Source organism: Thauera butanivorans (genome assembly GCF_048398245.1).
Taxonomy (GTDB): Bacteria; Pseudomonadota; Gammaproteobacteria; order Burkholderiales; family Rhodocyclaceae; genus Thauera; species Thauera butanivorans.
This window is the reverse complement of the sequence record NZ_CP183038.1, coordinates 444,253-469,423: the sequence shown is the minus strand read 5'-3', so window position 1 is coordinate 469,423 and position 25,171 is coordinate 444,253. Positions and strand designations below refer to the sequence as shown.

Sequence of the window (25,171 nt, the reverse complement as noted above, 5' to 3'; positions counted from 1 at the left end):
ACCGGGCCACGCCACACCATGAAGACACTGCGCTACCACCTCAGTCTCCAGACACCCGCCTTCCTTACCCGTGAAGTCCGCAACGAGGCTGCCACATGAGCACTGGCAATCCTCCGCTCCAGCAGCCCGAAGGCAAGACGCTGGAGTTCAAGCGCGATCTGTCCTCACCGCGCAACGTGTTGCGCACGCTGGTGGCTTTCGCCAACTCGGCAGGCGGCAGGCTGGTCATCGGCGTGGACGATGCCCGTAATGCCGTCGGTGTGGCCGACCCGCTGGATGAGGAAGAACGCCTGTGCAACCTGATCGTGACGCCCATGTTTCTCGGCGGTGAAAACCACGAGGTCGATCACACGCAAATGCGCAATGCCTCGCTCAAGGGTGCATTGCGTTTCTGGTGGCGTGCCCTGAACTGGGGGGCGAATGCTGAAGGGAGCCAATCAGGACGAAACCGATGCGCTGAAAAAGCTGCATGCCGAAGAAGGCCGCTTGTTCGGCAAAGCCAGCGATGGCAACTCCCTTTTCGAGTGTGCTTGGCGGCTCACTTTGGAAGTTTCATCGATGGACTCCCGCATAAGTCAAACTTCTACTGCCACCCCGGCACAGCCGGGGGATTTCCCGGATTGGTTTAAGACAGAGCCTCTGCCATGAGCTGAGCAGCGTGATCCAGAAATTTGCAATAGTCCCTATTTGGGACTATCATTCGCACTATGCGAGTGATAGCGATCAAGTACCTGCGAGATTTCTGGCTACGTCACCCGGATGTCGAGCAGCCTTTGCGGGCATGGTTGACTGAAGCGGGACGCGCAGAGTGGAAAATGCCCGCCGACATTACTGCGCAGTTCACGACTGCCAGCGTGCTAAAGAGTCGTCGGGTAGTGTTCAACATCAAGGGCAACGATTACCGACTGGTCGCGGCAGTGGCCTACCAGTTTGGCGCAGTGTATATAAAGTTCATCGGCACGCACGCTGCCTACGACCGCATCAACGCCGACACTGTGGAGATGTTTTGATTATGGATATTCGCCCCTTGCGCACTGAGGCCGATTATTTGGCCGCACTGGCTGAAATTAGCCCCATGTTCGACAGCGAACCAGAGCCCGGCACTCCCGAAGGAGATCGCTTCGAAGTCATGGTGACGCTCATCGAAGCCTACGAGCGACAGCACTATCCGGTAGCGCCACCTGATCCGATCGAAGCAATTAAATTCAGAATGGAGCAGGCAGGGATGAGTGTGGCCGACCTGAAGCCATATATCGGCCCGCCAAACCGAGTGTACGAGGTGTTATCGCGGCGGCGCGGTTTGAGCCTGGCGATGATTCGCCGCCTGCATGATGGCCTCGGGATTTCGGCAGATGCCCTCATTGCCCCGGTTCGGGGCGGAGAGTCTCGCCCGCCTATAGCGTGATCTTGCAGCCCCGCATTGCAAGGGGGCATCGCTCGAACTGATACCCTGATATGAAAGGGATTAAGACGCCGTTCTGGACATCTACAGCAGGACGCGTTGCTGAACCAATGCAAGCAATCGAACCTGTCTTTGTTCGAGCCGATGCCCTGATATCGGAATAAGAACCTAAGCCTCCTCGGCTTTTTCTATCCGCAGTCGCAGTTACGGCAAGCACCCGGAATCCAGAATCTCTGAGAGGGTCCACTGACACTGTTCCGCCCACGTCGCCGAAGCAAAAAAATACCCGCTTTCGCGGGTATGGTTCTTGATTTCCTGCCTGGCTCGCCGATCGCGCTCTTCGCGGCGCTTGTTCTTGTGAACCGCGTGCCCGCATTCGTTGAACAGGATCGGAATCAAAGCGTTTCGAGGCTTCAGGCGCTTCTGTTTCTTCATTTCTCCATGCTCCAGGGAAGGTGGCCGATCCATGCCTTGGTCACCATGATCCCGTGCAAGTTCGCGGCGCGATTTTCAGCGGAACACGATCGTCTTGTTCCCATGCACCAGCACCCGGTCTTCCAGGTGGTAGCGCAGGCCGCGGGCGAGCACGGTCTTTTCGATGTCCTTGCCATAGCGGACCATGTCCTCGACGGCGTCGGAGTGGTCGATGCGGATCACGTCCTGCTCGATGATCGGCCCCTGGTCGAGGTCGGCGGTGACGTAGTGGCAGGTGGCGCCGATCAGCTTGACGCCCTTGTCGTAGGCCTGGTGGTAGGGTTTGGCGCCGACGAAGCTGGGCAGGAAGCTGTGGTGGATGTTGATGATGCGGCCCGGATAGGCGGCGCACAGCTCGGGCGACAGGATCTGCATGTAGCGCGCCAGCACCATGGTGTCGCCGCGCACCTCCTCGAACAGGCGCTGCACCTCGGCATAGGCGGCGGCCTTGTTGTCGGGCGTGACCGGCACGTGGTGGAAGGGAATGCCGTGCCACTCGACGAAACCGCGCAGGGTGTCGTGGTTGGAGATCACGCACGGAATCTCGATGTCCAGTTCCTTCGACTGCCAGCGCGCGAGCAGGTCGTACAGGCAGTGCTCCTGCTTGCTGACCAGCATCACGACGCGCTTCTTGACCGCGGAGTCGGTGATCTTCCATTCCATCTCCAGTTCCTCGGCCAGCGGACGGAAGCGCTCGCGGAATTCGGCGAGATGGAAGGGCAGCGAATCGGCCTTGATCTCGATGCGCATGAAATAGCGCCCGACGGACTCGCCGTCACGCGGCTGTTCGGCATGCAGCGAGGTTTCGAGAATCCAGCCCTTGTGCTCGGCGATGAAACCCGACACCCGGGCGACAATGCCGACGCGGTCGGGGCAGGAGGCGGAAAGTGTGTAGAAGCGTTGGCGATGCATGGCGGTGATCAGGCGGCCCTGGCAAAAGCTTTATCGATCTCGGCGCGCAGGCCGGCGTAGTCGCGGACCACCGGATATTGCGGGAATTCGCGCACGACGTTTTCCGGCGGGTGGAACAGGATGCCGCCGTGGGCTTCGCCCAGCATCGCGGTGTCGTTGTAGGAGTCGCCCGCGGCGACGACCTTGAAGTTGAGTTCCTTGAAGCGTTTGACCGCCTCGCGCTTCTGGTCGGGCATGCGCAGGTGGTAGTCGACCAGAACACCTTCATCGTTGGCTTCGAGACTGTGGCAGAACAGCGTCGGCAGGCCGAGCTGCTTCATCAGCGGCTTGGCGAACTCGTAGAAGGTGTCGGACAGGATCACGACCTGGTAGGCGTCGCGCAGTTCGTCCAGGAACTGGCGCGCGCCCTCCATCGGCCCCATGCTGGCGATGACTTCCTGGATGTCGGGCAGGCCGAGCTTCTTCTCCGCCAGAATGCCGAGGCGGTACTTCATCAGCGTGTCGTAGTTCGGCTCGTCGCGCGTGGTGCGGCGCAGTTCGGGAATACCGGTGCGCTCGGCGAATTCGATCCAGATTTCGGGAACCAGCACACCTTCGAGGTCTAGACAGACGATACGCACCGTACGCTCCTGCGGGCAGAATTTGGCAAAGCCGCGATTCTAGCATCCGTGCCGCTGCGCCGAATCGTATCGGTCCGGCACGCCGTGCCGGACAAGCGCCGGCCTGTGCACAACTTCTCGACTGACAGGCAATCCCGGAAGCGTATGCTGCTACCAGATGGGATACTCCCGGACAATGACCGCATCCGTACCTGTACCGATATGATCAAGCTCATCCCCATCGACAAGCTCCAACCCGGCATGTACATCCATGACCTCAACTGCGGCTGGATGGAACACAACTTCCTGCGCAGCCGCTTTGCCGTCAGGACGGAAGAAATCGCGGAGAAAGTCCGGGCGCTGGGCGTGCTCGAAATCTGGATCGACACCGAACGCGGGCTCGACGTCGCCGAGGCGCCGACCCAGGAGGACCACGCCCACAAGGTGGATGAGGCACTGCAGGCGCTCGCAGGCGAGGCCGCAACGGCCATGCCGCGGATACCGGTCAGGCTCGAGATCGAGCCCGCGCAGCGGCTGCATGGCGAAGCCAACCGCATCGTGCGCGACGTGATGGGCGACATCCGGCTGGGCAAGCAGATCCAGATGGAGCAGATCGAACCGCTGGTCGAACGCATCGTCGACTCGATCTTCAGCCGCCAGGACGCCCTGCTGCCGCTGGCGCGGCTCAAGGACCACGACGAATACACCTTCCAGCACTCGGTGTCGGTATGCGCGCTGATGACCTCGTTCGCGCGGGCGCTGGAGCTGCCGCGCGAGATCATCCACGAAATCGCCGTCGGCGCCCTGCTGCACGACGTCGGCAAGGCCAGGGTGCCGGACGAAATCCTCAACAAGCCGGCCAAGCTCACCGACGCCGAATTCGCCAAGATGAAGAACCACGTCGTGCAGAGCAAGATCATCCTGCAGGACACGCCGGGCATCAGCAACATTGCGCTCGACGTCGCCGCACAGCACCACGAGCGCTTCGACGGCACCGGCTACCCGAACAAGCTCAAGGGCGACGAGATCAGCCTGTACGGCCAGATGGGGGCGATCGTCGACGTGTATGACGCGATCACCTCGAACCGCGTCTATCACAAGGGCATGGCGCCCACCGAAGCGCTGCGCAAGCTGCTGGAGTGGAGCAAGTTCCACTTCAAACCCGAACTGGTACAGGCGTTCATCCGCGCCGTCGGCATCTACCCGACGGGTTCGCTGGTGCGGCTCGAAAGCCGGCGCCTGGCCGTGGTGCAGTCGCAGAACGCCGACCAGTTGATGCAGCCGACGGTGAAGGTCATCTTCCACACCCGCGGCCACTACCTGACGCCCGAAACCATCGACCTGCGGCGCTCGCAGGACCGCATCATCGGCCACGAGGACTTCGACACCTGGAAGATCGACCCGGCGCGCTGGCTGCCGGAGTGAGGCACAGCCAGGGTAGGATGGGTAGAGCCGCAGGCGAAACCCATCGTTTGCCGGGAGCAGGGGTGATGGGTTTCGCTACGCTCCACCCATCCTACTCGTGTTTATTTGGTTGCCGGTTAAAAGCAGCCGCAGCCGCCGGACTCAATCGGCGGGGATCGCTTCCAGCGCTTCGTGCAGATCCAGCCAGCGCAACTCGGCTTCCTCGATGCGCTCCGCCAGTTCCGCCTGGCGCTTGTTCAGCACCGGCACCTCGCCGGCCTGCGGCCCGGTGTATAGCGCCGGGTCGGCCAGGCGAGCGTCGAGTTCGGCCTTTTCCTCGTTCCATGCCGCCAGGCGCTTGTCGATCTGCTCGATCTCCTTCACCAGCGGGCGGCGCGCGGCCAGCCGCGCCTGGCGCTCGGCGGCGGCCTGGGCGCGGTCGGCCTTGCGCGCCGCCTTGTCGGCAGCCTGGTCGGGGCAGGCGGCGGCAGCGGTGATCTCGGCGCGGCGCGTGGCAAGCCAGTCGCGGTAGTCGTCGAGATCGCCGTCGAAGGGCTGGATGCGGCCGCCATCGACCAGCAGGAAGCGGTCGCAGGTGGCGCGCAGCAGCGCGCGGTCGTGCGACACCAGCACCATCGCGCCTTCGTAGTCCTGCAGCGCCATCGTCAGCGCGTGGCGCATTTCCAGGTCGAGGTGGTTGGTCGGCTCGTCCAGCAGCAGCAGATTGGGCCGCCGCCAGATGAGCAAGGCCAGCGCCAGGCGCGACTTCTCGCCGCCCGAAAACGGGCCGCAGGGCGTGGTCGCCGGCGTGGAAGTGCCGCCGGCGCCGTCGCCGCGGAAATCGAAGCCGCCGAGGTAGTCGCGCAGTTCCTGCTCGCGCGTCTGCGGGTCGAGCCGCATCATGTGCTGCAGCGCGGATTCGTCCGGACGCAGGGTTTCGAGCTGGTGCTGGGCGAAGTAGCCGGTCGCCAGGCCCTTGCCTTCCAGCCTGCGTCCCGCTGCCAGCGGAAGCTCGCCGGCCAGCAGCTTGATCAGCGTCGACTTGCCGGCGCCGTTGCGCCCCAGCAGGCCGACGCGCTCGCCGGGGCGCAGCGTCAGCAGGATCCGCTCCAGCACCATGCGCTCGCCGTAGCCGACCGCGCCGTCCTCGATCTGCAGCAAGGGGTCGGGAGCCGGCGGCGCGTCGCGGAAGGCGAAGCTGAAGGGCGTATCGACGTGGGCGGCGGCGATGCGCTCCATCCGTTCCAGCGCCTTGATGCGGCTCTGCGCCTGGCGCGCCTTGGTGGCCTTGGCGCGGAAGCGGCGGATGTAGTCTTCCATGTGCGCGATCTCGCGCTGCTGCTTGTCGAACATCGCCTGCTGCTGCAGCAGGCGCTCGCCACGCTGGCGCTCGAAATCGGAATAGCCGCCGGAGTACAGCGCCAGGCGCTGCTGCTCGATGTGGGCGATGTGGGTGGTGCAGGCGTCGAGGAATTCGCGGTCGTGCGAGATCAGCAGCAGGGTGCCGCGGTAGTCGCGCAGCCAGGCCTCGAGCCAGATCACCGCGTCCAGGTCGAGGTGGTTGGTCGGCTCGTCCAGCAGCAGCAGGTCGGAGCGGCACATCAGCGCCTGCGCCAGGTTCAGCCGCATCCGCCAGCCGCCGGAAAAGTCCGCCACCGGGCGCTCGATGTCCGATGGCAGGAAACCCAGGCCGTCGAGCAGCGCCGCCGCGCGCGAACGCGCCGCATAACCGCCGATCTCGTGCAGGCGGGCGTGCAGTTCGCCGATGCGCCCGCCGTCGTGGCTGGCTTCGGCGGCGGCCAGCCCGGCCTCGATGGCGCGCAGTTCGGCATCGCCGTCGAGCACGTAGTCGATCGCCGGCTGCGGCAGGCCGGGGGTTTCCTGCGCGACGTGGGCGATCACCCAGCCCGGCGGCATCTCCAGGTCGCCTTGGTCGGGGTGGAGCTGGTCGCGCAGCATGGCGAACAGGCTGGACTTGCCGCTGCCGTTGGCGCCGGTCAGGCCGACTTTCCAGCCGGGATGGATCTGCAGCGTGGCCCCTTCGACGAGGACCTTGGCGCCACGTGCGAGGCGCAGATTGCGAAGACTGATCACGAAGGTAAAACACGGCCAGGACGGCCGCGGACGGAAATAAAGGCGCTATTCTACGCGCCAAGCGAATCGTCTCCGGAACCCTGCGCGCATGTCCCGCCCCAGCCTCACCCCCACAGCCCCCCTGAATTCGGCCCCCAGACCCGCACGCGCACTGCTGTCGCTGTCGGCCGCAGTCCTGCTGTCACTGTCCGCTCCCGCACTTGCGCAAGCACCGGCCGATACCGGCGCCTCGTCGCAGACGGTCGCCGAGGACGCACGCAAGGCCGAACTCAACGCCCAGGCCAAGGTGCTGCGCAACGAGGCCGAAGCCACTTTCGTTGCCACCGAAGCCGGCTGCTACCAGAAATTCCTCGTCAATCGCTGCATCGACCAGGCCAGGCAGCTGCGCCTCGACACGATCAAGCGCGCCCGCGCACTCGAAGCCGAAGCCCGCCAGATCGACCTCGCCCAGCGCCAGCGCGCCGCCGCCGAAGTCCAGGCCGCCCAGCGCGCCAACGCACCGGCTGCACAACCCGCTCCCGGCGTACCGGCACCCGATGTACCGGCGCCCGCCGCCACGGCCACGCCGGCACCGGCGCCGGATGGGGACGTCGGCCCGTCGCCCGAAGCCGAACGCATCCGCGCCGAGCGTGCCCGCAGTGCCGGTGAGGCCGCAAGCGGCGCACAGGCCGAACGCGCTGCGCGCGACGCGGAACGGGCCGCCAAGCGCGCCGAAACCGAAGCCGAAGCCGAAGCCCGCGCCGCCGCCGCCGAGCGCGATCGCGCGCGCTACGAGGAGCGCATCCGCCGCCACGAAGAAGACCAGGCCACCAAGAAGAAATAGCAGCCATCGGCCCGGCAAGCGGCGATCCGCCGGCCGGCACGCCGGCGACGGACATTCAGCACCTGGCAGCCGGCCACCGCGACACCGGCGCCCAGCCCTGCCCGCCTACAGCGGCTGCAGGCCACGCGCCCAGTCGAGCGCATCTTCCAGGCGGTCGTTGCCCCAGAACAGTTCCTCGCCCACCCTGAAGCTCGGCGCACCGAACAGGCCGAGCTCGGTCGCATGCTCGGTCTGCCGGCGCAAAGCCTGCTTGTTGTCGTCCGACAAGGCGCGCCCGATCACCGCATCGGCGTCCAGCCCCTGCCGCGACAGGATCTCCGCGATCACCCCGGCCTGGCCGATGTCGCGGTCCTCGGCGAAGTTGGCGCTCATCACCGCACGCGAAAACGGCGCCACCCAGCCCTCCGCCACCCCCACCAGCGCGACCCGCGCCGCCAGCAGGCTGTCGCGCGGAAAGCCGCTCGGCTTGCGGAAGGGCTGGCCGTACCTGGCCGCCAGGCGCTCCAGGTCGCGCCACATGTAGCGGCCCTTGGGCGGATAGATGTTGAACGGCGAATCGTTCCAGCCCAGCGCCATGAACACCGGCCCGAGCAGGAAGGGCTTCCATTCGACCTGCACGCCCGCCACCTCGGCCAGCGGCTCGATGCGCATCACCGACAACCAGGAATAGGTACTGGCGAACTCGTACCAGAACTCGACGGCGGGACGGGACATGGCAGGACTCCAAGGCAAACGGACCTCTTCACTATAGCCCGACGGGCGCACGCACGCCGCCACGGCACGCGCCCCAGCGCAGGCTCCCGAGCCGTGCCGCAGCGCTACTCCGCCGCTGGACGATTGGCAATCCAGATGCCGGCGCCGACCAGGCCAAGCGCGGCGAACACCGCCGGCGTCAGCGCCTCGCCCAGCAGCACGCCGCCGGCCAGCACACCCAGCACCGGCGTCAGAAAGGAAAACGAGGACAGCCGCGTCGCCGGGTAATGGCGAATCAGCCAGAACCAGCCCACGTAGCTCGCCGATGCCACCAGCACGGTCTGGAACGCCAGGCTCGCCCATACCCCGGCCGTGGGTGCGAACACGCCCGGCTCGCCCAGGCCCAGCGACAGCATCGGCAGCACCAGCGCCGACACCGCCAGCTGGTACAGCAGCATCTTCTCGGCCGAGGTGCGCGCAAGCGCGGTCGCCTTCACCGTCAGCGTGGTCGCGGCCCAGAGCATCGCCGCGCCAACCAGCATCAAGTCACCGATCCAGGCCTGCCCGGACGGCCGCAGCAGGTTCTCGCCGAACAGCGCCAGCACTCCGGCGAAGGCCAGCGCCATCCCCGCCCATTGCGCACGCCGCATCCGCTCGTTCGGCAGCAGCCACTTCGCCCCCAGGGCGACGAAGAAGGGCGCGGTGTACAAGAAGATCACCCCGCGCGAGGCGGTGGTGAACTCGAGCCCGAGGAAGATCAAGGCGAACTCGCCGGCGAACAGCAGCCCCGCGAGCAGCCCCGGCCACAGCGTGCCGTCGCGCCCGAACAGCGGAATACCGCGCAGCCGCGCCCAGCCGAACACCAGCACCGTCGCCCCGATCGAGCGCAGCCCGGCCTGCCATGCCGGCGAAATGCCCGTGCTGGCGATCTTGATCGCCACCTGCTGCAAGCCCCACAAGGTGCAGAACAGCAGCATCAGGCTGATGGCAAGGCGGTCGAGCTGGGTCTTGGGCGGCATCGGATTCTCGGGAACAGGGAACGGCGGCAAAGGCGCGCGCAATCATACGCGCAGCACCGGGCTCCGGCTCGAGCGCAGCCCTCATGATTCGCACCTTCGATGCCCCGCTTCGCCAACATATTCTTACGGTATCCCTCAGGCCTGCTTCCCGCTTTCGGGCGAATTTGCCCCGATAATGCCAGCCCGCCGCCCGCGAGGCGCCTCCAAGAACAACAGGAGAACTCCGATGAAAAAAACTCAAAGCAGTCTCGCCGCCCTTGCCCTGGGGCTGTCGCTGAGCGCCTGCGCGACGACGTCCGCCGACGATGCGCTCAAGCCCTGGCCACGCGCCGCCGAAGGCTACAGCCGCCACGTCATCGAACTGCCGAAGCTGACCGACGAAAGCACACGCAAGGTGGAGCTGATCGCCGGCAAGACGATGGAGGTGGACTGCAACCACCACCGCATGGGCGGCCAATGGCAGGAGAAGACCGTCGAAGGCTGGGGCTACAGCTACTACGAACTGGACCGGGTCGGCCCGCCCGTCAGCACGATGATGGCCTGCCCGGACGACAGCCGCAAACAGGCATTCGTGCAGGCCGGCGGCGAGCCCATGCTGGTGCGCTACAACAGCCAGTTGCCGCTGGTCATCTACGCGCCGAGCGACATCGAGGTGCGCTACCGCATCTGGTCGGCCGGTCCGGACAGCCTGCCCGCGCAGCAGCGCTGACGCGCAGCAGGCGTGCCGTATGCTCATGCCGTCGCGGCACCCCCACCTCCGCAGGGCACGGCCTCCTCGAACAGCCATGCCCTGAACGACTGCACGATCGGGCGCTCCAGCGCCAGCGGCGGACAGACGGCAAAGTAGGCGAAGGGACAGGGCATCGCCACCTCGCAGGCGACAGCCAGCTTGCCGCCCTGCAGCTCGGCCTGGATCAGAAGCGGGGACGCCAGCAGTACCCCCTGCCCCGTGAGCGCAGCTTCCAGCGCCAGCAGCCCGTTGCCGAAGCGCTGCTCGCGCAGCGGAGCCGGCACTGCGACGCCCGCATGTTCGAACCACTGCGGCCAGCCGAAACGATCGGCCGAACGCCAGGCCGTGCCGTCGCTCAGCAAGGCCTGCCCCAGCAGGGCTTCAGGCTCCACGCGCGGCTCCGCCCCCGGCTCGGGCGCCCATACCGGCAGCAGCGACACTTCCAGCAAACGCTGCGCTTCGAGCTCCGGATAGCTTCCATAGCCGAAACGCACGGCCAGATCGATACCCGCCCGGCGGAACTCCGCCAGCCCGGCGGGACCGCCGCGCATCGAGTCGACCGAGCTGAGACTGGCCTGGAGGCGCACTTCCGCCTCGGGGCAACGGGCGTAGAAGCGATGCAGGCGCGGCACCAGCCATTTGGTCGCAAACATCGGCTCCGCGCATACCGTGATGAGGTTGCGCGCCTCGCTGTGGGCACGGAGCTGCTCGACCGCATCCGCCAGCGCGGCGAAGCCCTCCTGCAGCGCCGGCAGCGCAAGCCTGGCCGCCGACGTCAGGCTGACCCGGCGGTGATGGCGCACGAACAGCTCGACACCGAGCAGCGCCTCCAGCGCCTTGATCTGGTGGCTGATCGCTGCCGGCGTGACGTGCAGTTCCCTGGCTGCAGCAGCAAAGCTCCTCGTCCTTGCCGCAGCCTCGAAATACGACAGCGCCACCAGCGGCGGCAAGCGCCGCGTGGAGGCTGGCGCAGGCCGCGACGGAACGCCGTCCTGCATCCGGCAACCCGGTGCCGCCTCCACACTCGCATCGGGTGTGGCCGGCAGCGGAGGAAATCGGCAAGCTCGTTTGGACATGGGCCGGCAGCTTACGGTGTCAGGACAGCCGCGTGAAGCTCAGCCGCCACGGCACTCACCGGCAGCGCGTCAGCGCTTCCATCGGGCCGGGCGCTTCTCGAAGAAGGCGTCGATGCCTTCGCAGGCATCCTCCTCCATCATGTTGCGCGCCATGACGTCGCCTGCGTAGGCATAGGCATCGTTCAGTGCCATCTGGCGCTGGCGGTAGAACATGGCCTTGCCGTAACGCACCGCCACGGGGCTTTTGGAGAGAATCTCGGCGGTTTTGCGCGCGACCGCTTCGTCCAGTTCGGCTTCGGGCACGGTTTCGTTGATCAGCCCCCAATCGGCAGCGGTCGCAGCATCGATGAAACGCGCCGTCACCAGCATGTCGAAAGCGCGCTTGGGCGACACGTTGCGCGACAGCGCCACGGCCGGCGTGGAGCAGAACAGGCCGACGTTGATGCCCGACACCGCGAAACGCGTCGTCTCCGCGGCGATCGCCAGATCGCAGCTGGCGACGAGCTGGCAGCCGGCAGCGGTCGCGATGCCGTGCACGCGGGCGATGACGGGTACCGGCAGCGTCTGGATGCCCTGCATCACCCGGCTGCAGCGGGCGAACAGGTCCTGGTAATACCCGAGCCGGGGCTGGCTGCGCATTTCACGCAGATCGTGCCCGGCGCAAAAGACCTTGCCGGCCCCTGCCAGCACGACGCAGCGCACCTCGTCGTCGCAGGACAGCGCATCCAGCTCGCGCTGCAGGGCATCCAGCATGGCTTCGGACAGGGGGTTGAATTGCTGCGGACGGTTCAGCGTGAGCGTCACGACGCCGTCGGCGTCGCTGCGCAGCAACGGGGTATCGGTAGCGTTCTGCAGTGCGGGCATGATGGCAACTCCGGATGGACGCGCGGCTCAGGCCGCCGGCACGACCGTCACCTTGGCCGTGATCGAATGGGCGATGAAGCAGTTCTTGTGGGCACCGGCATGCAGGCGCGCGAGCACGGCAGCGTCCGGCTGCTTGTCGCCGCCGAAGCTGACCCGGGGCGACAGTTCGATCCGGGTCAGGCTCATGCCGACACCTTCGACTTTCTCCAGGTATCCGGTCGCCTGGTCTTCGTAGCGCTCCACGCAGTAGCCCTGGAATTCCGCGATGGCCAGGAAGGTCAGCATGTGGCAGCTCGCCAGCGCACCGAGCAGCAGTTGCTCGGGATCGGCACAGGCCGGATCGCCCTTGTAGTCGACGCCCGCCGACACATTCACGGCCTGCTGGCCGTTCAGCTCGGCCACATGGTTGCGCGAATAAGTGCTGCCGTCGGTGGGGTGCGGGGAACGTTGCCAATGGATGGCAGCGTGGTGCTGGGACATGGTCGACCTCCGAAGATGTGGCTCCGCGCCGAAAACGGGCGTGCCGGACATGCAGATCGTAGGCCGCCGCAAACCGCAGCGTAAAGCGACGATTTCTGTGCTTGAGGCTTAGGAAAACTAAGCCTCGCCGATGCGATTCACTCCAGCCCCCGTCCCGTTTCCGCCATTTTCGGCGCGGCGCAGGCCAGCTTGTCGAACTGCCCCGTGAGCCCATCGATCTCGGCGAGCAGACGTTCCCGCTGGCGGTCGTTGGCGGTATTGAACACACCGGCCAGCAAGTCCAGGGTCCGTTGTCGATTGTGTGCCGCCTGTTCGGAGTATTCGTCCTGCACCTCGCCGGCCGGCGCCTGCAGGGCCGCGATGCGTTCGGCGAACAGCCGCGGCTCGCGGCGGACCTTCAAGGCCTCGAGCATACCCTGCTGCCACTGGCGGCGCTCGTCCAGCCAGCGTTCGGTGGTCGGCTGCAGCCCCTGGCTCCAGCCGGCGACCAGCGCGCGCTGTTCGTCGGTGAGGCGGCCGAACCAGTTGCGCAGGCGCTTTTCCATGCGCGCGATCTGTGCCTTGCGGCGCGCCTCGGTGCTGCCACCGAGGAATTCCTCGCGCGCCTCCTTGTCCCGGCGCTCGAAGGCAGCCGCCAGTTCGGCGACCTGATCGTCCGACAGGCCCGCGAGCAGCACCTTCGCATCGTTCATCAGTTCGACGCGGAGCTCGTCCCACCAGGCTTCGCCCTGGCGCAGGAAAGGCGCCAGCTCCTGCGCCTCGATCCGTTCGCGCGCCAGCAGGCGGCGCGCATCGCGCAGCAGACCGACGTAGCCCGGCAGATGCACGCGGCAGTGCCAATCCAGCCGCAGCGCGAGGCGCTGGTCCAGCACCTGGCGCTGGCCGGCGTCGAAGGTGACGTAGTCGCGCAGGTACCAGGGCACCAGCCAGTCGAGCTGGGAATAGGCAAAGCGCACGCCGCAGCCGCCGAGCACCAGTACCGCCAGCAGCACGGCGACGAAGCTTCGCGCGCATGCAGACACCGCCGGCCGGGCCGTGCGCACCCGACCCAGGCGAAAGCGCGGCTGGCCGGGCGGCGGCATCGCAGTGACTCAGCCGGCGCCGTCCCGGCGAGCCCCGGCGTGCTGGCCGGCTTCGCCGGCGACCGTATCGCTCAGCGGATCGTCGGCCTGTGCCCCCTCGTTCCGGTAGGCTTCGGTGGCCAGGTCCCGCACTTCAGCGACTTCCGAAGGGGTTTCGGCCTCGGCGCTCTCCGCAAGCGCGTCGGCCTGCGTGGCGATGGCTTCCTCCGGAGCAGCCGCAGCTTCTGCCGTCCTGGCGGCTGCATCCGGCGCCGCGTCGGCCTCGGGCGCAACGGCGCCCGATGCGGCGGCATCCCGTGTATCGACGTCCGGTGCATCGGCGCCCGCAGCTTCCACGGCAGCGGCATCTGCCACGGTGGCCACGGCCGCCGCAGCCCCCACCCCCGCCAGCAGCTTGTCCGCCTCGCCGGTATCGCGGGCGGAGCCGACCAGCAGCGCATCGACACGCTGCTGGAACAGCGTGCGCGCCGAGCCGGACGACAGTTTTTCGTAGCCCGAGGACAGATGTTCGAACAGCTCCTTGTACGAGCCCGCCATCGACACGAACAGCGTCGCCGTCTTGTCGAAGTGCGTCTCCACTTCCTTGCGGTAGCCCTCGATTTCCTGCACCTGGCGCTGGACTTCGGCTTCCAGTTCCTCGATGCGGGCCTTGCCGCCGCCACAGCGGCGGCCGATGAAGAAGCCGATAAGCGCGGCGACGAGCACCGCGGCGATGGCGGCGAACCATGCGGTCTGTTCAGTCATGTCTTGTTCCCTCCCCTGATCCTGTTCTTGTTCAATCGACGATGCGGGGCTCGACCGGCCCCAGGAACTGCAGCCTCGCACGCAAGGCCCGCGTCACTTCCACGCGGCCATCCCCGGCGATGCGCAGCGCGTGTTCGATGCCGAAACGGCGCGTTTGTTCGCGCCAGCCATCGCCTGCCAGGTAGGCGGGCTTGCTGGCAGCATCGGACAAGGTGCCGGTGCCCTCGCTGCCCAGGTTTTCCGCCGCGCTGCCGGGCGTGACCAGCACCGTCAGCGACTGCGTGCCATGCGCCGGCTGGCCGGTGCGCGGGTCGAGCAGGTGGGCGTAGCGTTCGCCGTCGAGCATGAAGTAGCGCTGGTAGTCCCCCGAGGTGCCGACCGCCTCGCCGTCGTACAGCGGCATCGCCGCCAGCGGCGCGGGTTCGCGCGGATGCTGGATGCCGATGCGCCACGGCTGATCGCCCTTCTTGCCCAGCGCCAGCACGTTGCCGCCGATGTTGATCAGCGCGTTGCGCACGCCCTGCTGCTTCAGGATGGCGGCGGCGCGGTCCAGCGCATAGCCTTTGGCGTAGCCGCCGAAATCGAGCTGCACCGCCGGGTTGCGGCTTTCGACGCGGTTGCCGTCGATGACGAGGTCGGCCATGCGCGGCCGGGCGTCGAGCAGGGCCTGCAGCCTGGCGGGATCCGGCCGCAGCGGCACGAAAGTATCGGAATGGAAGCCCCACAGCGCCACCAGCGCGCCCAGCGCGGGGTCGAACAGCTCGTCGCTGATGGCGGCAATGCGCTGGGCATCCTTCAGCATCGCCGCCAGCTCGGCGGACACCGTCGCCGCCTCGCCGCGCGCGATGGCGGCATTCAAGGCCGTGAGCTCCGACGGCTCCCAGGCGTGGTAAGCGCGGTGCAGGCGGTCGAACTCGCGCAGCACGGCGTTGGCCGCTGCATCGGCCGCCGCCTGGTCGTCGGCATACACCGCCACGTCGACCCGGGTGCCGAACACGAAAGCCTCATGATGGAAGACTTCGGCGCGCGAGCAGGCACCCAGCAGCAGCACGCAGGCAATCAATCCCAGGCAGCGCAGCCAGCAGGAGGGCAAGTCCGGCCTCGCCCCCATCAGGCGCAAGCTTGTTCCAGCTTGTCGACGACCAGGCCGGCGACGTCGAAACCCTGCTGGGTGGCAATCTCGACCATGCAGGTGGGGCTGGTGACGTTGATCTCGGTGAGGTGGCCGCCGATGACGTCCAGGCCGACGATCAGCAGCCCGCGCTGCCACAGGATGGGCGCGAGGTATTCGGCGATCTCGCGTTCGCGCGCGGTCAGCGGCATCGCCACGCCGCGGCCGCCGGCGGCGAGGTTGCCGCGCGTCTCGCCGGCCTGCGGAATGCGCGCCAGCGAATAGGGCACGACTTCGCCGCCGATGATCAGCACGCGCTTGTCACCGTCGGCGATCTGCGGCAGGTAGCGCTGCGCCATGATGGTGCGGGCGCCTTCCTGCGTCAGCGTCTCGATGATGACGTTGCGATTGGGGTCGTCCTTCCTGACGCGGAAGATCTGGCTGCCGCCCATGCCGTCGAGCGGCTTCAGGATGACGTCGCCGATCTCGTCGATGAAAGCCTGGATGTCGACCGCATCGCGCGCCACCAGCGACGTGGCCATGAACTGCGGGAATTCGGTGATGGCAAGCTTCTCGGAGTGGTCGCGGATCGCGCGGGGGTCGTTGAACACCCGCGCGCCGGCCTGCATCGCGTCTTCCAGCAGCCAGGTGGCGGTGACGTACTCGAAGTCGAAAGGCGGGTCCTGGCGCATCAGCACGGCGTCGAATTCCGCCAGCGGCAGCGCCTGCTCCGCTCCGGCGGGCTCGTACCAGGGCTTGTCGCCCGCCAGCAGGCGGATCGGCAGCGCACGCGCCGCCACCGCGCCGTCGCGCCAGGCCAGCGCACCGCGCTGCAGCGTCCACACCTGGTGGCCGCGCGCAGCGGCGGCACGCATCACGGCGATGCTGGAATCCTTGTAGGCCTTCAGGCCGTCGAGCGGATCGAGGATGAAGGCGAGCTTCATGCCGCCTCTCCGAGTTCCTCGAGCGGCGCGGTTTCCTCGATCTCGACCGAGGCCGCCAGCAGCGCCAGCCGCGCGACCACGCCGTAGGCGTAGAAGCGGTTGGGCGGCGCATCCGGCCCCTGCGCCATGTCGGGCAGCGTGCAGGAGGTGTCGAAGGCCAGCGGCTTGAAGTGCATGCCCGGCGCGTTGAGGTTCTCGTCGCGGCCGCGCTCGGTATGCACGCGGTAGAAGCCGCCGACGACGTAGTGGTCCATCATGTAGACGACCGGCTCGGCGACGCCGTCCTCGACCGTCTCGAAGGTATGCACGCCTTCCTGGATGATGACCTCGTGCACCTGCAGGCCTTCCTTGACCACCGCCATCTTGTTGCGCTGGCGGCGGTTCAGGCCGACCACTTCGGACGCGTCCTTCACCGTCATCACGCCCATGCCGTAGGTGCCGGCATCGGCCTTGACGACGACGAAGGGCTCGTCGCTGACACCGTATTCCTTGTACTTGGCGCGGATGCGGGTCAGCAGCGAATCGACCTGCGCCGCCAGGCATTCCTCGCCGGTGCGCTCCTGGAAGTTGATCTGGCCACAGACGCCGAACTCGGGGTTGATGCGCCACGGGTCGATGCCGATCGCGGCGGCGAACTCGCGCGCCACGCGGTCGTAGCACTCGGCGTGCTTCGACTTGCGGCGCGCATGCCAGCCGGCGTGCAGCGGCGGGATCAGCCACTGCTCGTCCAGGCCCTGCAGCACCGGCGGAATCCCCGCCGACAGGTCGTTGTTCAGCAGCACCGCGCAGGGACTGAAACCATCCAGGCCGACGCGGCCGCCGCTGCGCCGCAGCGGCTCCAGCGTCAGCGCGACGCCGTTGGCCAGTTCGATCACGGTCGGCTCGGTGATCTCGGGCAGCAGGCTGCCGATGCGCACTTCCAGCCCGGTCAGGCGCAGGATGGACACCAGCTTGGCCACGTTCTGCAGGTAGAACTGGTTGCGGGTGTGGTTCTCGGGAATCAGCAGCAGCTTGCCGGCGTCGGGGCAGATGCGCTCGATCGCGACCTGGGCGGCCTGCACGCACAGCGGCATGAAGGCGTCGTTGAGGTTGTTGAAGCCGCCCGGGAACAGGTTCAGGTCGACCGGCGCGAGCTTGAAGCCCGAGTTGCGCAGGTCGGTCGAGCCGTAAAAGGGCGGCATGTGGTCCTGCCACTGGGTGCGGAACCACTTTTCGATGTCGCAGGCGTTGTCGAGGAACTGGCGCTCCAGTTCGAGCAGCGGCCCGGTGAGTGCGGTAGTGAGGTGCGGAACCATGGATTGTCTCTGGCCTGGATGAGCCCCTGCCGGCCCGGCAGGCGGCGAAACGATTGGCGGGGATGTTACACCATGGCCCGCAGCGCTCACGCAGCCGGCACGCGCGGCAGCACGTCGCGGGCCCGGCACCGAGCCTGCCGGTAATGGAGCCGAGCTTTGATCCCGGTCAGAGCGGGAAGGCCCCGGAGCTTGAGACATTGGGCGCCCGGCACTGCGGGCGGGGATCCCCGGCCTGAGGGTCGCCACGGATGGCAAGGAAGAAAAATTCGCTTACCTTTACGGGGCGGGATCGCCGCAGGCTCCACCGCCGAGGCCTGCCCCCCCTGTCCAAATCAAACAACAAAGGAGACGTTCCATGAAGAAGCAAACCCTGCTCGCCGCCGCCCTGCTCGCGCTCGGCGGCTTTTCCGGTGCCGCGCTGGCCGACCTGACGGTCGCCATCGCCGGCCCGATGACCGGCCAGTACGCCTCGGCCGGCGACCAGATCCGCAAGGGCGCCGAAATGGCCATCGCCGACATCAATGCCCGCGGCGGCGTGCTCGGCCAGAAGCTGAAGCTGGAGATCGGCGACGACGCCTGCGATCCCAAGCAGGCGGTGTCGGTCGCCAACACCATGGTGAACAAGGGCATCGTCTACATGCACGGCCACTGGTGCTCCAGCTCGACGATCCCCGCCTCCGACGTCTATGCCGACGCCGACATCCTGGTCGCCACGGTATCGACCAATCCACAAGTCACCGAACGCGGCCTGCCCAACGTCTTCCGCATCATGGGCCGCGACGACCAGCAAGGCCTGGTGGCCGGCGGCTACCTCGCCGACCATTTCAAGGACCGGAAGGTCGCCGTGGTCGACGACAAGAGCGCCTACGGCAAGGGCCTGGCCGACGAGATGGCCAAGGCGATGAGTGCCAAGGGCCTCAAGCCCGCGCTGCGCGAATCGATCACCGCCGGCGAGCGCGACTACTCCAGCCTGATCGCCAAGTTCAAGCAGGCCGGCGTCGACGTGATGGCCTTCGGCGGCTACCACACCGAAGTCGCGCTGATCCTGCGCCAGGCCCAGGCCGCCGGCCTGCAGCTGACGGTGATGGGCGGCGACACCATGACCAATGCCGAGCTGGTCACCGCCGCCGGCCCGGCCGCCGACAACGTGCTGTTCACCTTCTCGCCCGACGCGCGCAAGAACCCCGACGCCGCGCCGGTGGTGGAGAAGTTCCGCGCCGCCAAGGTCGAGCCGGAAGGCTACGTGCTGTACGCCTATGCCGCGATGCAGCTGTTCGAGCAGGTGGCGACCGCAGCCAACAGCACCCAGTACGCCGAGCTCGAGAAGGCGATGCGCAGCGGCAACTTCAAGACCGTGATCGGCGATCTCGCCTTCGGTCCGAAAGGCGACCTGAACGTGCCCGGCTTCGTCGTCTACCGCTGGCAGGGCGGCCAGTACGACTACGTCCAGTAATCGTCCGGCCCCGCTTCGCCTGGTCCGGCCATAGTGCCGTTCACTTAGGAGATTCCCTTCCGGTGTAGGAGCGGCTTCAGCCGCGAACAACCGCCTTTCGCGGCTGAAGCCGCTCCTACGGTGAAAGAGGCGCCTGCTCGAACGAACGGTATTGGGCCTGGCCAGACCTCCCCCGCGCCGCCCGACGCAGCGGCGCGGGCCGGATCACATCACAGCGGCACGCCCGCACTGCGCCCCGGCGACCAGCGCGGGAAACCGCCGTGCCCCCAACGGAGACATCGTGGCCTACGCACTTCAGCAACTGATCAACGGGCTGACGCTCGGCGCCATGTACGGCCTGATCGCCATCGGCTACACGATGGTGTACGGCATCATCGGCATGATCAACTTCGCCCACGGCGACATCTTCATGGTGAGCGCGTTCATCGCGGTCACCGCCTTCACGCTGCTGGCGGCAGCGGACGTGACGTCCATCCCGCTGGCACTGACTTTCGTGCTGGTCGTGGCGATCTTCTTCACCTCGGCCTACGGCTGGGCGGTCGAGCGCACCGCCTATCGCCCGCTGCGCGGCTCGACCCGGCTGGCGCCGCTGATCTCGGCGATCGGCATGTCGATCTTCCTGCAGAACACCGTGCAGCTGACCCAGGGCGCGCGCGTCAAGCCGATCCCGCCGGTCATCGAAGGCGGTCTCGTGCTGTGGGACGCGCCGGCCTTCAGCGTGCAGATCAGCTGGAGCCAGTTGCTGATCATCGTCACCACGGTGACGCTGATGGCGGCCTTCACCTGGATGATCACGCAGACGCCGTTCGGCCGCCAGCAGCGCTCCTGCGAGCAGGACCGCACGATGGCCGCGCTGCTCGGCGTCAACGTCGACCGCACGATTTCGCTGACCTTCATGCTCGGCGCCGCGCTGGCCGCGGTCGCCGGCGTGATGGTGACGGTGTATTACGGCGTGGTCGATTTCTTCATCGGCTTCCTGGTCGGCATCAAGGCTTTCACCGCGGCGGTGCTGGGCGGCATCGGCTCGCTGCCGGGGGCGATGCTCGGCGGCCTGCTGATCGGCCTCATCGAATCCTTCTGGGCCGCCTACCTGTGGGCGGAATACAAGGACGTCGCCACCTTCGGCATCCTGTGCCTGGTGCTGATGCTGCGCCCCTCGGGCCTGCTCGGCCGGCCCGAAGTGGAGAAAGTCTGATGAGCACCGTCGTCTTCGCCCGCCACGCGATGACGCCCGCCGAGCGCCTGCGCGACGCCGGCTGGGTCGCTTTCGTCGGCTTCATCCTCGGCGTGCCGCTGATCGGCCTGACCACGGTGGACGTGGGCGGCCGGCTGGCGGTCGACACCCGCTTCGGCCTGCTGGCCGCCACCGTCGCGGCGGTGTTCGCCGGCCGCCTGCTGCTGCGCTGGGCGCTCGACCAGGCACGCGAGCGCAGGCAGGCCCGCAGCGCGGCCGGCGCCCCGGCCACCGCCGACGAGCGCGCCCAGGGCGCGCAGAAAGTGGTCACCGTGCTCGGCTGGATCGCGCTCGGCGCCGCGGTGGCGCTGCCGATCTTCCATTCGGACAACCGCTACGTGGTCGACACCGCCACCACGGTGCTGATCTACGTGATGCTGGGCTGGGGCCTGAACGTGGTGGTGGGCCTGGCCGGGCTGCTCGACCTCGGCTACGTCGCCTTCTACGCGGTCGGCGCCTACTCCTACGCACTGCTGTCGACCCAGTACGGCTGGAACTTCTGGGAAGCGCTGCCGGTGTCCGGCGCGCTCGCCGCCTGCTTCGGCATCCTGCTCGGCTACCCGATCCTGCGCCTGCGCGGCGACTACCTCGCCATCGTCACGCTCGGCTTCGGCGAGATCATCCGCGTCATCCTGGTGAACTGGACCGAGTTCTCGGGCGGCCCCAACGGCATCAGCTCGATCCCGCGGCCGAGCTTCTTCGGCCTCGAGTTCGCCCGCAGCGCACCCGAAGGCGAGCAGACCTTCGCCGGCTTCTTCGGCCTGGCCTTCTCGCCGATGCACCGGCTGATCTTCCTCTACTACCTGATCCTGGTGCTGGCATTGCTGACCCACGCCTTCGTCTCGCGGCTGCGCAAGCTGCCGGTCGGGCGCGCCTGGGAGGCGCTGCGCGAGGACGAGATCGCCTGCCGCGCGATGGGCATGAACACCACCAACATCAAGCTGTCGGCCTTCGCCATCGGCGCCATGCTGGGCGGCTTCGCCGGCGTGTTCTTCGCCGCGCGCCAGGGCTTCATCTCGCCGGAAAGCTTCACTTTCTCCGAGTCCGCCATCATCCTCGCCATCGTCGTGCTGGGCGGCATGGGTTCGCAGATGGGCGTGGTGCTGGCGGCGACGCTGCTGGTGCTGATCCCCGAGTTCGGCCGCAACTTCGCCGAATACCGCATGCTGCTGTTCGGCGCGGCAATGGTGCTGATCATGATCTGGAAGCCGGGCGGCCTGCTGTCGCACCGCGAACCGACCGTGCGCCTGAACCCGCTGGGCAAGGCCGGCGCCGCCAGGGAGGCCGCACGATGAATGCCACCGTCCCGAACACCGCCGCCACGCTGCTGTCGGTGCAGAACCTGACGATGCGCTTCGGCGGCCTGGTCGCCATCGACGACCTGTCGCTGGACGTGCCGGCCGGCAGCATCACCGGCATCATCGGTCCCAACGGCGCCGGCAAGACCACGCTGTTCAACTGCCTGACCGGCTTCTACAAGCCGACCACTGGCAGCCTGCGGCTGGCCCACCCGCAGCACGGCGAAATGCGCCTGGAAGCGCTGCCCAGCCATCGCGTGGCGCGCGACGCCCAGGTCGTGCGCACCTTCCAGAACATCCGCCTGTTCCCGAAGATGACGGTGCTGGAAAACCTCATCGTCGCCCAGCACAACGTGCTGCAGCACGCCTCGAAGTTCTCCATCGCCGGCCTGCTCGGCCTGCCCGGCTACCGCCAGGCCGAGCAAGCGGCGATCGAGCGCGCGGCAACGTGGCTGAAGCGGCTGCGGCTCGAACACCTCGCCGACCACGCCGCCGGCGCGCTGCCCTACGGCATCCAGCGCCGCATCGAGATCGCCCGTGCGCTGTGCGTCGACCCGGTGCTGCTGTGCCTGGACGAGCCCGCCGCCGGCCTCAACCCGCGCGAATCGGCCGAATTGAACGCGCTGCTGCTCTACCTGTGCCGCGAACTGGGCATCGCCATCCTGCTGATCGAGCACGACATGAGCGTGGTGATGAACGTCTCCGACCACATCGGCGTGATCAGCTACGGCCGCAAGATCGCCGAGGGCACGCCGGAACAGGTCAGGAACGACCCCGACGTGATCAAGGCCTATCTCGGCGAGGACGACGACGAAGATGCGCAGGACGCTGCGGTGACGACGGGAGGGGCCACGGCATGATGCTGACGATGGAGGGCGTGCACGCCCACTACGGCCACATCCACGCGCTGCGCGGCATCGACGTCGAAGTGCAGGTCGGCGAGATCGTGACGCTGATCGGCGCCAACGGCGCCGGCAAGTCGACGCTGATGATGAGCCTGTTCGGCACCCCCCGCGCGAGCGCCGGGCGCATCGTCTTCGACGGCGAGGACATCACCCGCGTGCACACGCACGAGATCGCCCGCCGCGGCATCGCGCTGGTGCCCGAAGGCCGGCGCATCTTCCCGCGCATGACGGTGCTGGAGAACCTGCAGATGGGCGCGACGCACGCCGACCCGGCGAACTACGGCGCCGACCTCGCGCGCATGTTCGCGATGTTCCCGATCCTGGAGCAGCGCCAGTCGCAGCGCGGCGGCACGCTGTCCGGCGGCGAACAGCAGATGCTGGCGATCGCCCGCGCGCTGATGAGCCGGCCCAAGCTGCTGCTGCTCGACGAACCTTCGCTGGGCTTGGCGCCGATCTACATCCGCAAGGTGTTCCAGATCGTCAGGGAGCTGAACCGCGACCACGGCATGACCATCCTGCTGGTCGAACAGAACGCCAACCAGGCGCTGCGGGTTGCACACCGCGGCTACGTGCTGCAGCATGGCGAGATCACGCTCGCGGGGACGGGCGCGGAACTGCTGGCAAGTCCGGAAGTGCGGGCGGCCTATCTCGAGGGCGGCCACGGCTGAGCCGGTAAATAACGGGAACGCTTCGGCAAGGAGGCAGCCATGAGCCCGCCGAACATGCACGCCGATCTGGCGAACATCTCCGTCCACCTGCTGGCCGCGCTCGCCGCCGGCGGCATCATCGGCCTCGAACGCAGCTACCACGGCCGCCCGGCGGGCTTCCGCACCCATTCGCTGGTCTGCGTAGCATCCAGCCTGCTGATGCTGGTGACGCTGTACCAGTGGTCCTGGCTGCCCGGCGTGCCGATGGAAACCGTGCGCACCGACCCGACGCGCATGGCGCAGGGCATCATGACCGGCATCGGCTTTCTCGGCGCCGGCGTGATCTTCAAGGAAGGGCTCAGCGTGCGCGGGCTGACCACCGCGGCCTCGATCTGGATGACGGCCGCGATCGGCATCCTGATGGGCATCGGCTTCTACTTCCCGGCGGTGTTCGCCACGCTGATCACGCTCGGCACCCTGGCGGCCTTCCGCTGGATCGAGATCCGCCTGCCCTCGCACCTGTATGCCCAGCACACCATCCGCTTCGATCGCGGCCATGCGATGAACGAGGAGGAAGTGCGCGCGCTGCTCGCCCGGCACGATTTCACCGTGGCCAACATGAACTACCGCGTCTCGGACGACGGGCTGTACTTCGAATACCGCATGACCATCCGCACCAGCCAGCAGGGCAACCTGCGCACGCTGGCGGAAGAACTGCGCAAGCTCGACGAGGTGCGCGCCTTCCGCCTGTCGCCGACGGGAGATTGATGCATAATGAGTCCTCATCATATGAACGAGCCATGCAGCCTGTCCTGATCCGTGCTCATGCAACTGGAAACGGTCGAGAACTACACCCCCTTCACATACTTCTCCTTCGAAAAGGCGGGGCCGGGACGGCGGCACTTCGACGTGCTGATCTGCAAGGCCGTTTGCCGCCTGCTCCCCGGCGAGGAAGGACGCGGACACGGCGACGGCATCGAACTGACGGCAGAATCCGCTCCGCTGTGGTTGGCCGACGAGCACTACGGCGCCCCTGAGCGCACCAGCCTGCGTGTGGCGGGCGATACGGTATTGCACAAACCCGGCACGGATCTGTGGGTGCGCGGGTCGGTCACGGCTCCCGAGCAGTACCGTCAGCACTGGGCGGTGTCCGTCGAGGTGTCCGGCAAGAATTTCAAACGCCAGCGTCAGGCGCGTCTGGTCGGGCCGCGCCAATGGCGCTGGTCGTTCATCAAAGGCTGGCAGCTGAGCGAGCCTGAGCCTGCCGAGTCCTGGCCGCTGCGCTACGAGCTGGCTTTCGGCGGACGCTACCCGAATGCAGGCGGGTGGATCGAGCATGAGCCCAACCCCGTCGGCATCGGCTTTTTCGATGCACGGCGCATGGACCGCGAAATCCACTACCCTGCTCCACAGATCGAGGCCTTCGACGTGATGAGCGAGCGGCCCGGCGCATTGGTGCCCGTGCCCGGCCTTGGCCCGATCCCACGCTTCTGGGACGCGCGCAGCCGCTTTGCCGGCACCTATGACAAGGCCTGGCAACGACAGGCCGACAGCACCGCCGGCCCCGACTACCCGGCGGACTTCGATCCGCGCTTCTTCCACGCCGCCCATCCGGACTGGGTATTCGAACGCCCCCTTGCCGGCGGCGAACAACTGGCGCTGCGCGGCTTCCGGGGCCTGGCGCACTGCGTGGGCCACCTGCCTGCAATCCGCCTCGAAGCGCTGCTGCTGCCCGCCAAGGGGCAGGCGCAGCTGGCGCCGATGCGCCTCGACACCATAGACATCGACCTGGATGCCGAGCGTCTGTATCTCACCTGGCGCCTGCCCGTTCCCCATGTATTGCAAGCGCGCCATGCCGTGCTGCGCAGCTTTCGGCTGGACTGAATCC

At 67.3% G+C, this 25,171-nt stretch carries 27 protein-coding genes; 13 read left to right on the top strand and 14 right to left on the bottom strand.

The features are described from left to right. Positions 1-95 precede the first annotated feature (95 nt). The 3 genes from cmr1 to ACNQFN_RS02270 all read left to right on the top strand — a co-directional run bounded on the left by cmr1 (position 96) and on the right by ACNQFN_RS02270 (position 1,405). Positions 96-629 (top strand): type III-B CRISPR module RAMP protein Cmr1, encoded by a 534-nt coding sequence (gene cmr1 / locus ACNQFN_RS02280; protein ID WP_418647823.1) that lies wholly within the window; start codon positions 96-98, stop codon positions 627-629. Between the two features lie 78 nt (positions 630-707). Beyond that, complete coding sequence (locus ACNQFN_RS02275; protein ID WP_068639113.1) at positions 708-1,010, top strand: type II toxin-antitoxin system HigB family toxin; 303 nt, start codon at positions 708-710, stop codon at positions 1,008-1,010. 2 nt (positions 1,011-1,012) lie between these two features. Next, entirely contained in the window at positions 1,013-1,405 is a 393-nt protein-coding gene (locus ACNQFN_RS02270) for a helix-turn-helix domain-containing protein (protein ID WP_418647822.1), read from the top strand. Positions 1,406-1,606: 201 nt separating this feature from the next. Here the strand turns inward: ACNQFN_RS02270 and ACNQFN_RS02265 are convergent, their stop codons facing one another. The 3 genes from ACNQFN_RS02265 to thrH form a co-directional block, all read right to left on the bottom strand. Further along, positions 1,607-1,837 (bottom strand): hypothetical protein, encoded by a 231-nt coding sequence (locus ACNQFN_RS02265; RefSeq protein WP_418647821.1) that lies wholly within the window; start codon positions 1,835-1,837, stop codon positions 1,607-1,609. A gap of 75 nt (positions 1,838-1,912) precedes the next feature. Further along, positions 1,913-2,788, bottom strand: coding sequence for a formyltetrahydrofolate deformylase (gene purU, locus ACNQFN_RS02260; protein ID WP_068639333.1), 876 nt, complete (start codon positions 2,786-2,788; stop codon positions 1,913-1,915). A gap of 8 nt (positions 2,789-2,796) precedes the next feature. After that, on the bottom strand, positions 2,797-3,408 hold the full coding sequence (gene thrH, locus ACNQFN_RS02255) for a bifunctional phosphoserine phosphatase/homoserine phosphotransferase ThrH (RefSeq protein ID WP_068639332.1): 612 nt from the start codon (positions 3,406-3,408) through the stop codon (positions 2,797-2,799). A gap of 201 nt (positions 3,409-3,609) precedes the next feature. On the opposite strand from thrH, the gene ACNQFN_RS02250 reads away from it, so the two are divergent. Beyond that, a complete protein-coding gene (locus ACNQFN_RS02250) occupies positions 3,610-4,812 on the top strand; it encodes an HD-GYP domain-containing protein (RefSeq protein WP_068639331.1) in 1,203 nt (400 codons plus the stop codon). 141 nt (positions 4,813-4,953) lie between these two features. On the opposite strand, the gene ACNQFN_RS02245 is transcribed toward ACNQFN_RS02250, so the two are convergent. Beyond that, positions 4,954-6,885: an ATP-binding cassette domain-containing protein gene (locus ACNQFN_RS02245; RefSeq protein ID WP_418647820.1), complete on the bottom strand. Its 1,932-nt coding sequence runs from the start codon at positions 6,883-6,885 to the stop codon at positions 4,954-4,956. 88 nt (positions 6,886-6,973) lie between these two features. On the opposite strand from ACNQFN_RS02245, the gene ACNQFN_RS02240 reads away from it, so the two are divergent. Then, the gene (locus ACNQFN_RS02240; protein ID WP_418647819.1) at positions 6,974-7,708 is read left to right on the top strand and encodes a hypothetical protein; all 735 of its coding nucleotides are present in this window, start codon (positions 6,974-6,976) and stop codon (positions 7,706-7,708) included. A 105-nt stretch (positions 7,709-7,813) separates the two neighbouring features. Here the strand turns inward: ACNQFN_RS02240 and ACNQFN_RS02235 are convergent, their stop codons facing one another. Next, complete coding sequence (locus tag ACNQFN_RS02235; protein ID WP_068639328.1) at positions 7,814-8,422, bottom strand: 2-hydroxychromene-2-carboxylate isomerase; 609 nt, start codon at positions 8,420-8,422, stop codon at positions 7,814-7,816. A 104-nt stretch (positions 8,423-8,526) separates the two neighbouring features. Continuing rightward, positions 8,527-9,420 (bottom strand): DMT family transporter, encoded by an 894-nt coding sequence (locus ACNQFN_RS02230; protein WP_068639327.1) that lies wholly within the window; start codon positions 9,418-9,420, stop codon positions 8,527-8,529. A gap of 226 nt (positions 9,421-9,646) precedes the next feature. Here ACNQFN_RS02230 and eco point away from each other — a divergent pair, with 226 nt between their 5' ends. Further along, positions 9,647-10,129 (top strand): serine protease inhibitor ecotin, encoded by a 483-nt coding sequence (eco, locus tag ACNQFN_RS02225; RefSeq protein WP_068639326.1) that lies wholly within the window; start codon positions 9,647-9,649, stop codon positions 10,127-10,129. A gap of 23 nt (positions 10,130-10,152) precedes the next feature. Here the strand turns inward: eco and ACNQFN_RS02220 are convergent, their stop codons facing one another. The 8 genes from ACNQFN_RS02220 to gshA form a co-directional block, all read right to left on the bottom strand. After that, entirely contained in the window at positions 10,153-11,148 is a 996-nt protein-coding gene (locus tag ACNQFN_RS02220) for a LysR substrate-binding domain-containing protein (RefSeq protein ID WP_068639325.1), read from the bottom strand. A gap of 147 nt (positions 11,149-11,295) precedes the next feature. Further along, entirely contained in the window at positions 11,296-12,090 is a 795-nt protein-coding gene (locus tag ACNQFN_RS02215) for an enoyl-CoA hydratase (protein ID WP_068639324.1), read from the bottom strand. Between the two features lie 27 nt (positions 12,091-12,117). After that, positions 12,118-12,570, bottom strand: coding sequence for an OsmC family protein (locus tag ACNQFN_RS02210; protein WP_068639323.1), 453 nt, complete (start codon positions 12,568-12,570; stop codon positions 12,118-12,120). A 137-nt stretch (positions 12,571-12,707) separates the two neighbouring features. Beyond that, the gene (locus tag ACNQFN_RS02205) at positions 12,708-13,652 is read right to left on the bottom strand and encodes a DUF6279 family lipoprotein (protein WP_245651002.1); all 945 of its coding nucleotides are present in this window, start codon (positions 13,650-13,652) and stop codon (positions 12,708-12,710) included. A 9-nt stretch (positions 13,653-13,661) separates the two neighbouring features. Then, positions 13,662-14,396: a ZapG family protein gene (locus tag ACNQFN_RS02200; RefSeq protein WP_068639322.1), complete on the bottom strand. Its 735-nt coding sequence runs from the start codon at positions 14,394-14,396 to the stop codon at positions 13,662-13,664. A 31-nt stretch (positions 14,397-14,427) separates the two neighbouring features. Then, the gene (locus ACNQFN_RS02195) at positions 14,428-15,507 is read right to left on the bottom strand and encodes an FAD:protein FMN transferase (RefSeq protein WP_418648954.1); all 1,080 of its coding nucleotides are present in this window, start codon (positions 15,505-15,507) and stop codon (positions 14,428-14,430) included. Continuing rightward, complete coding sequence (gene gshB / locus ACNQFN_RS02190; protein WP_418647818.1) at positions 15,507-16,451, bottom strand: glutathione synthase; 945 nt, start codon at positions 16,449-16,451, stop codon at positions 15,507-15,509. The genes ACNQFN_RS02195 and gshB overlap by 1 nt, the downstream gene beginning before the upstream one ends. Beyond that, on the bottom strand, positions 16,448-17,746 hold the full coding sequence (gene gshA, locus ACNQFN_RS02185; RefSeq protein WP_068639319.1) for a glutamate--cysteine ligase: 1,299 nt from the start codon (positions 17,744-17,746) through the stop codon (positions 16,448-16,450). The genes gshB and gshA overlap by 4 nt, the downstream gene beginning before the upstream one ends. 355 nt (positions 17,747-18,101) lie before the next feature. On the opposite strand from gshA, the gene ACNQFN_RS02180 reads away from it, so the two are divergent. The 7 genes from ACNQFN_RS02180 (at position 18,102) to ACNQFN_RS02150 (ending at position 25,167) form a co-directional block, all read left to right on the top strand. Further along, positions 18,102-19,199, top strand: coding sequence for a branched-chain amino acid ABC transporter substrate-binding protein (locus tag ACNQFN_RS02180; protein ID WP_418647817.1), 1,098 nt, complete (start codon positions 18,102-18,104; stop codon positions 19,197-19,199). Positions 19,200-19,479: 280 nt separating this feature from the next. After that, entirely contained in the window at positions 19,480-20,394 is a 915-nt protein-coding gene (locus ACNQFN_RS02175; protein WP_068639317.1) for an ABC transporter permease subunit, read from the top strand. Beyond that, positions 20,394-21,728, top strand: coding sequence for a high-affinity branched-chain amino acid ABC transporter permease LivM (livM, locus tag ACNQFN_RS02170; RefSeq protein WP_418647816.1), 1,335 nt, complete (start codon positions 20,394-20,396; stop codon positions 21,726-21,728). Before ACNQFN_RS02175 ends, livM begins: the two co-directional genes overlap by 1 nt. Then, complete coding sequence (locus ACNQFN_RS02165; RefSeq protein ID WP_418647815.1) at positions 21,725-22,591, top strand: ABC transporter ATP-binding protein; 867 nt, start codon at positions 21,725-21,727, stop codon at positions 22,589-22,591. The genes livM and ACNQFN_RS02165 overlap by 4 nt, the downstream gene beginning before the upstream one ends. Next, a complete protein-coding gene (locus tag ACNQFN_RS02160) occupies positions 22,591-23,304 on the top strand; it encodes an ABC transporter ATP-binding protein (RefSeq protein WP_068639335.1) in 714 nt (237 codons plus the stop codon). Before ACNQFN_RS02165 ends, ACNQFN_RS02160 begins: the two co-directional genes overlap by 1 nt. Positions 23,305-23,343: 39 nt before the next feature. Further along, positions 23,344-24,051: an MgtC/SapB family protein gene (locus tag ACNQFN_RS02155; protein WP_245651000.1), complete on the top strand. Its 708-nt coding sequence runs from the start codon at positions 23,344-23,346 to the stop codon at positions 24,049-24,051. A gap of 57 nt (positions 24,052-24,108) precedes the next feature. Beyond that, the gene (locus tag ACNQFN_RS02150) at positions 24,109-25,167 is read left to right on the top strand and encodes a DUF2169 family type VI secretion system accessory protein (RefSeq protein ID WP_068639314.1); all 1,059 of its coding nucleotides are present in this window, start codon (positions 24,109-24,111) and stop codon (positions 25,165-25,167) included. Positions 25,168-25,171: the final 4 nt, after the last annotated feature.

What these genes read in the sequence shown, in the direction of transcription:
- ACNQFN_RS02160 (WP_068639335.1), top strand. Translation starts at nt 22,591, where the DNA reads ATGCTGACGATGGAGGGCGTGCACGCCCACTACGGCCACATCCACGCG.
- gshA (WP_068639319.1), bottom strand. Translation starts at nt 17,746, where the DNA reads ATGGTTCCGCACCTCACTACCGCACTCACCGGGCCGCTGCTCGAACTG.
- ACNQFN_RS02215 (WP_068639324.1), bottom strand. Translation starts at nt 12,090, where the DNA reads ATGCCCGCACTGCAGAACGCTACCGATACCCCGTTGCTGCGCAGCGAC.
- ACNQFN_RS02265 (WP_418647821.1), bottom strand. Translation starts at nt 1,837, where the DNA reads ATGAAGAAACAGAAGCGCCTGAAGCCTCGAAACGCTTTGATTCCGATC.
- ACNQFN_RS02235 (WP_068639328.1), bottom strand. Translation starts at nt 8,422, where the DNA reads ATGTCCCGTCCCGCCGTCGAGTTCTGGTACGAGTTCGCCAGTACCTAT.
- cmr1 (WP_418647823.1), top strand. Translation starts at nt 96, where the DNA reads ATGAGCACTGGCAATCCTCCGCTCCAGCAGCCCGAAGGCAAGACGCTG.
- ACNQFN_RS02250 (WP_068639331.1), top strand. Translation starts at nt 3,610, where the DNA reads ATGATCAAGCTCATCCCCATCGACAAGCTCCAACCCGGCATGTACATC.
- eco (WP_068639326.1), top strand. Translation starts at nt 9,647, where the DNA reads ATGAAAAAAACTCAAAGCAGTCTCGCCGCCCTTGCCCTGGGGCTGTCG.
- ACNQFN_RS02275 (WP_068639113.1), top strand. Translation starts at nt 708, where the DNA reads ATGCGAGTGATAGCGATCAAGTACCTGCGAGATTTCTGGCTACGTCAC.
- ACNQFN_RS02165 (WP_418647815.1), top strand. Translation starts at nt 21,725, where the DNA reads ATGAATGCCACCGTCCCGAACACCGCCGCCACGCTGCTGTCGGTGCAG.
- ACNQFN_RS02180 (WP_418647817.1), top strand. Translation starts at nt 18,102, where the DNA reads ATGAAGAAGCAAACCCTGCTCGCCGCCGCCCTGCTCGCGCTCGGCGGC.
- ACNQFN_RS02210 (WP_068639323.1), bottom strand. Translation starts at nt 12,570, where the DNA reads ATGTCCCAGCACCACGCTGCCATCCATTGGCAACGTTCCCCGCACCCC.
- ACNQFN_RS02195 (WP_418648954.1), bottom strand. Translation starts at nt 15,507, where the DNA reads ATGGGGGCGAGGCCGGACTTGCCCTCCTGCTGGCTGCGCTGCCTGGGA.
- ACNQFN_RS02150 (WP_068639314.1), top strand. Translation starts at nt 24,109, where the DNA reads ATGCAACTGGAAACGGTCGAGAACTACACCCCCTTCACATACTTCTCC.
- gshB (WP_418647818.1), bottom strand. Translation starts at nt 16,451, where the DNA reads ATGAAGCTCGCCTTCATCCTCGATCCGCTCGACGGCCTGAAGGCCTAC.
- ACNQFN_RS02270 (WP_418647822.1), top strand. Translation starts at nt 1,013, where the DNA reads ATGGATATTCGCCCCTTGCGCACTGAGGCCGATTATTTGGCCGCACTG.
- ACNQFN_RS02155 (WP_245651000.1), top strand. Translation starts at nt 23,344, where the DNA reads ATGAGCCCGCCGAACATGCACGCCGATCTGGCGAACATCTCCGTCCAC.
- purU (WP_068639333.1), bottom strand. Translation starts at nt 2,788, where the DNA reads ATGCATCGCCAACGCTTCTACACACTTTCCGCCTCCTGCCCCGACCGC.
- ACNQFN_RS02205 (WP_245651002.1), bottom strand. Translation starts at nt 13,652, where the DNA reads ATGCCGCCGCCCGGCCAGCCGCGCTTTCGCCTGGGTCGGGTGCGCACG.
- ACNQFN_RS02240 (WP_418647819.1), top strand. Translation starts at nt 6,974, where the DNA reads ATGTCCCGCCCCAGCCTCACCCCCACAGCCCCCCTGAATTCGGCCCCC.
- ACNQFN_RS02200 (WP_068639322.1), bottom strand. Translation starts at nt 14,396, where the DNA reads ATGACTGAACAGACCGCATGGTTCGCCGCCATCGCCGCGGTGCTCGTC.
- ACNQFN_RS02230 (WP_068639327.1), bottom strand. Translation starts at nt 9,420, where the DNA reads ATGCCGCCCAAGACCCAGCTCGACCGCCTTGCCATCAGCCTGATGCTG.
- ACNQFN_RS02220 (WP_068639325.1), bottom strand. Translation starts at nt 11,148, where the DNA reads ATGCAGGACGGCGTTCCGTCGCGGCCTGCGCCAGCCTCCACGCGGCGC.
- livM (WP_418647816.1), top strand. Translation starts at nt 20,394, where the DNA reads ATGAGCACCGTCGTCTTCGCCCGCCACGCGATGACGCCCGCCGAGCGC.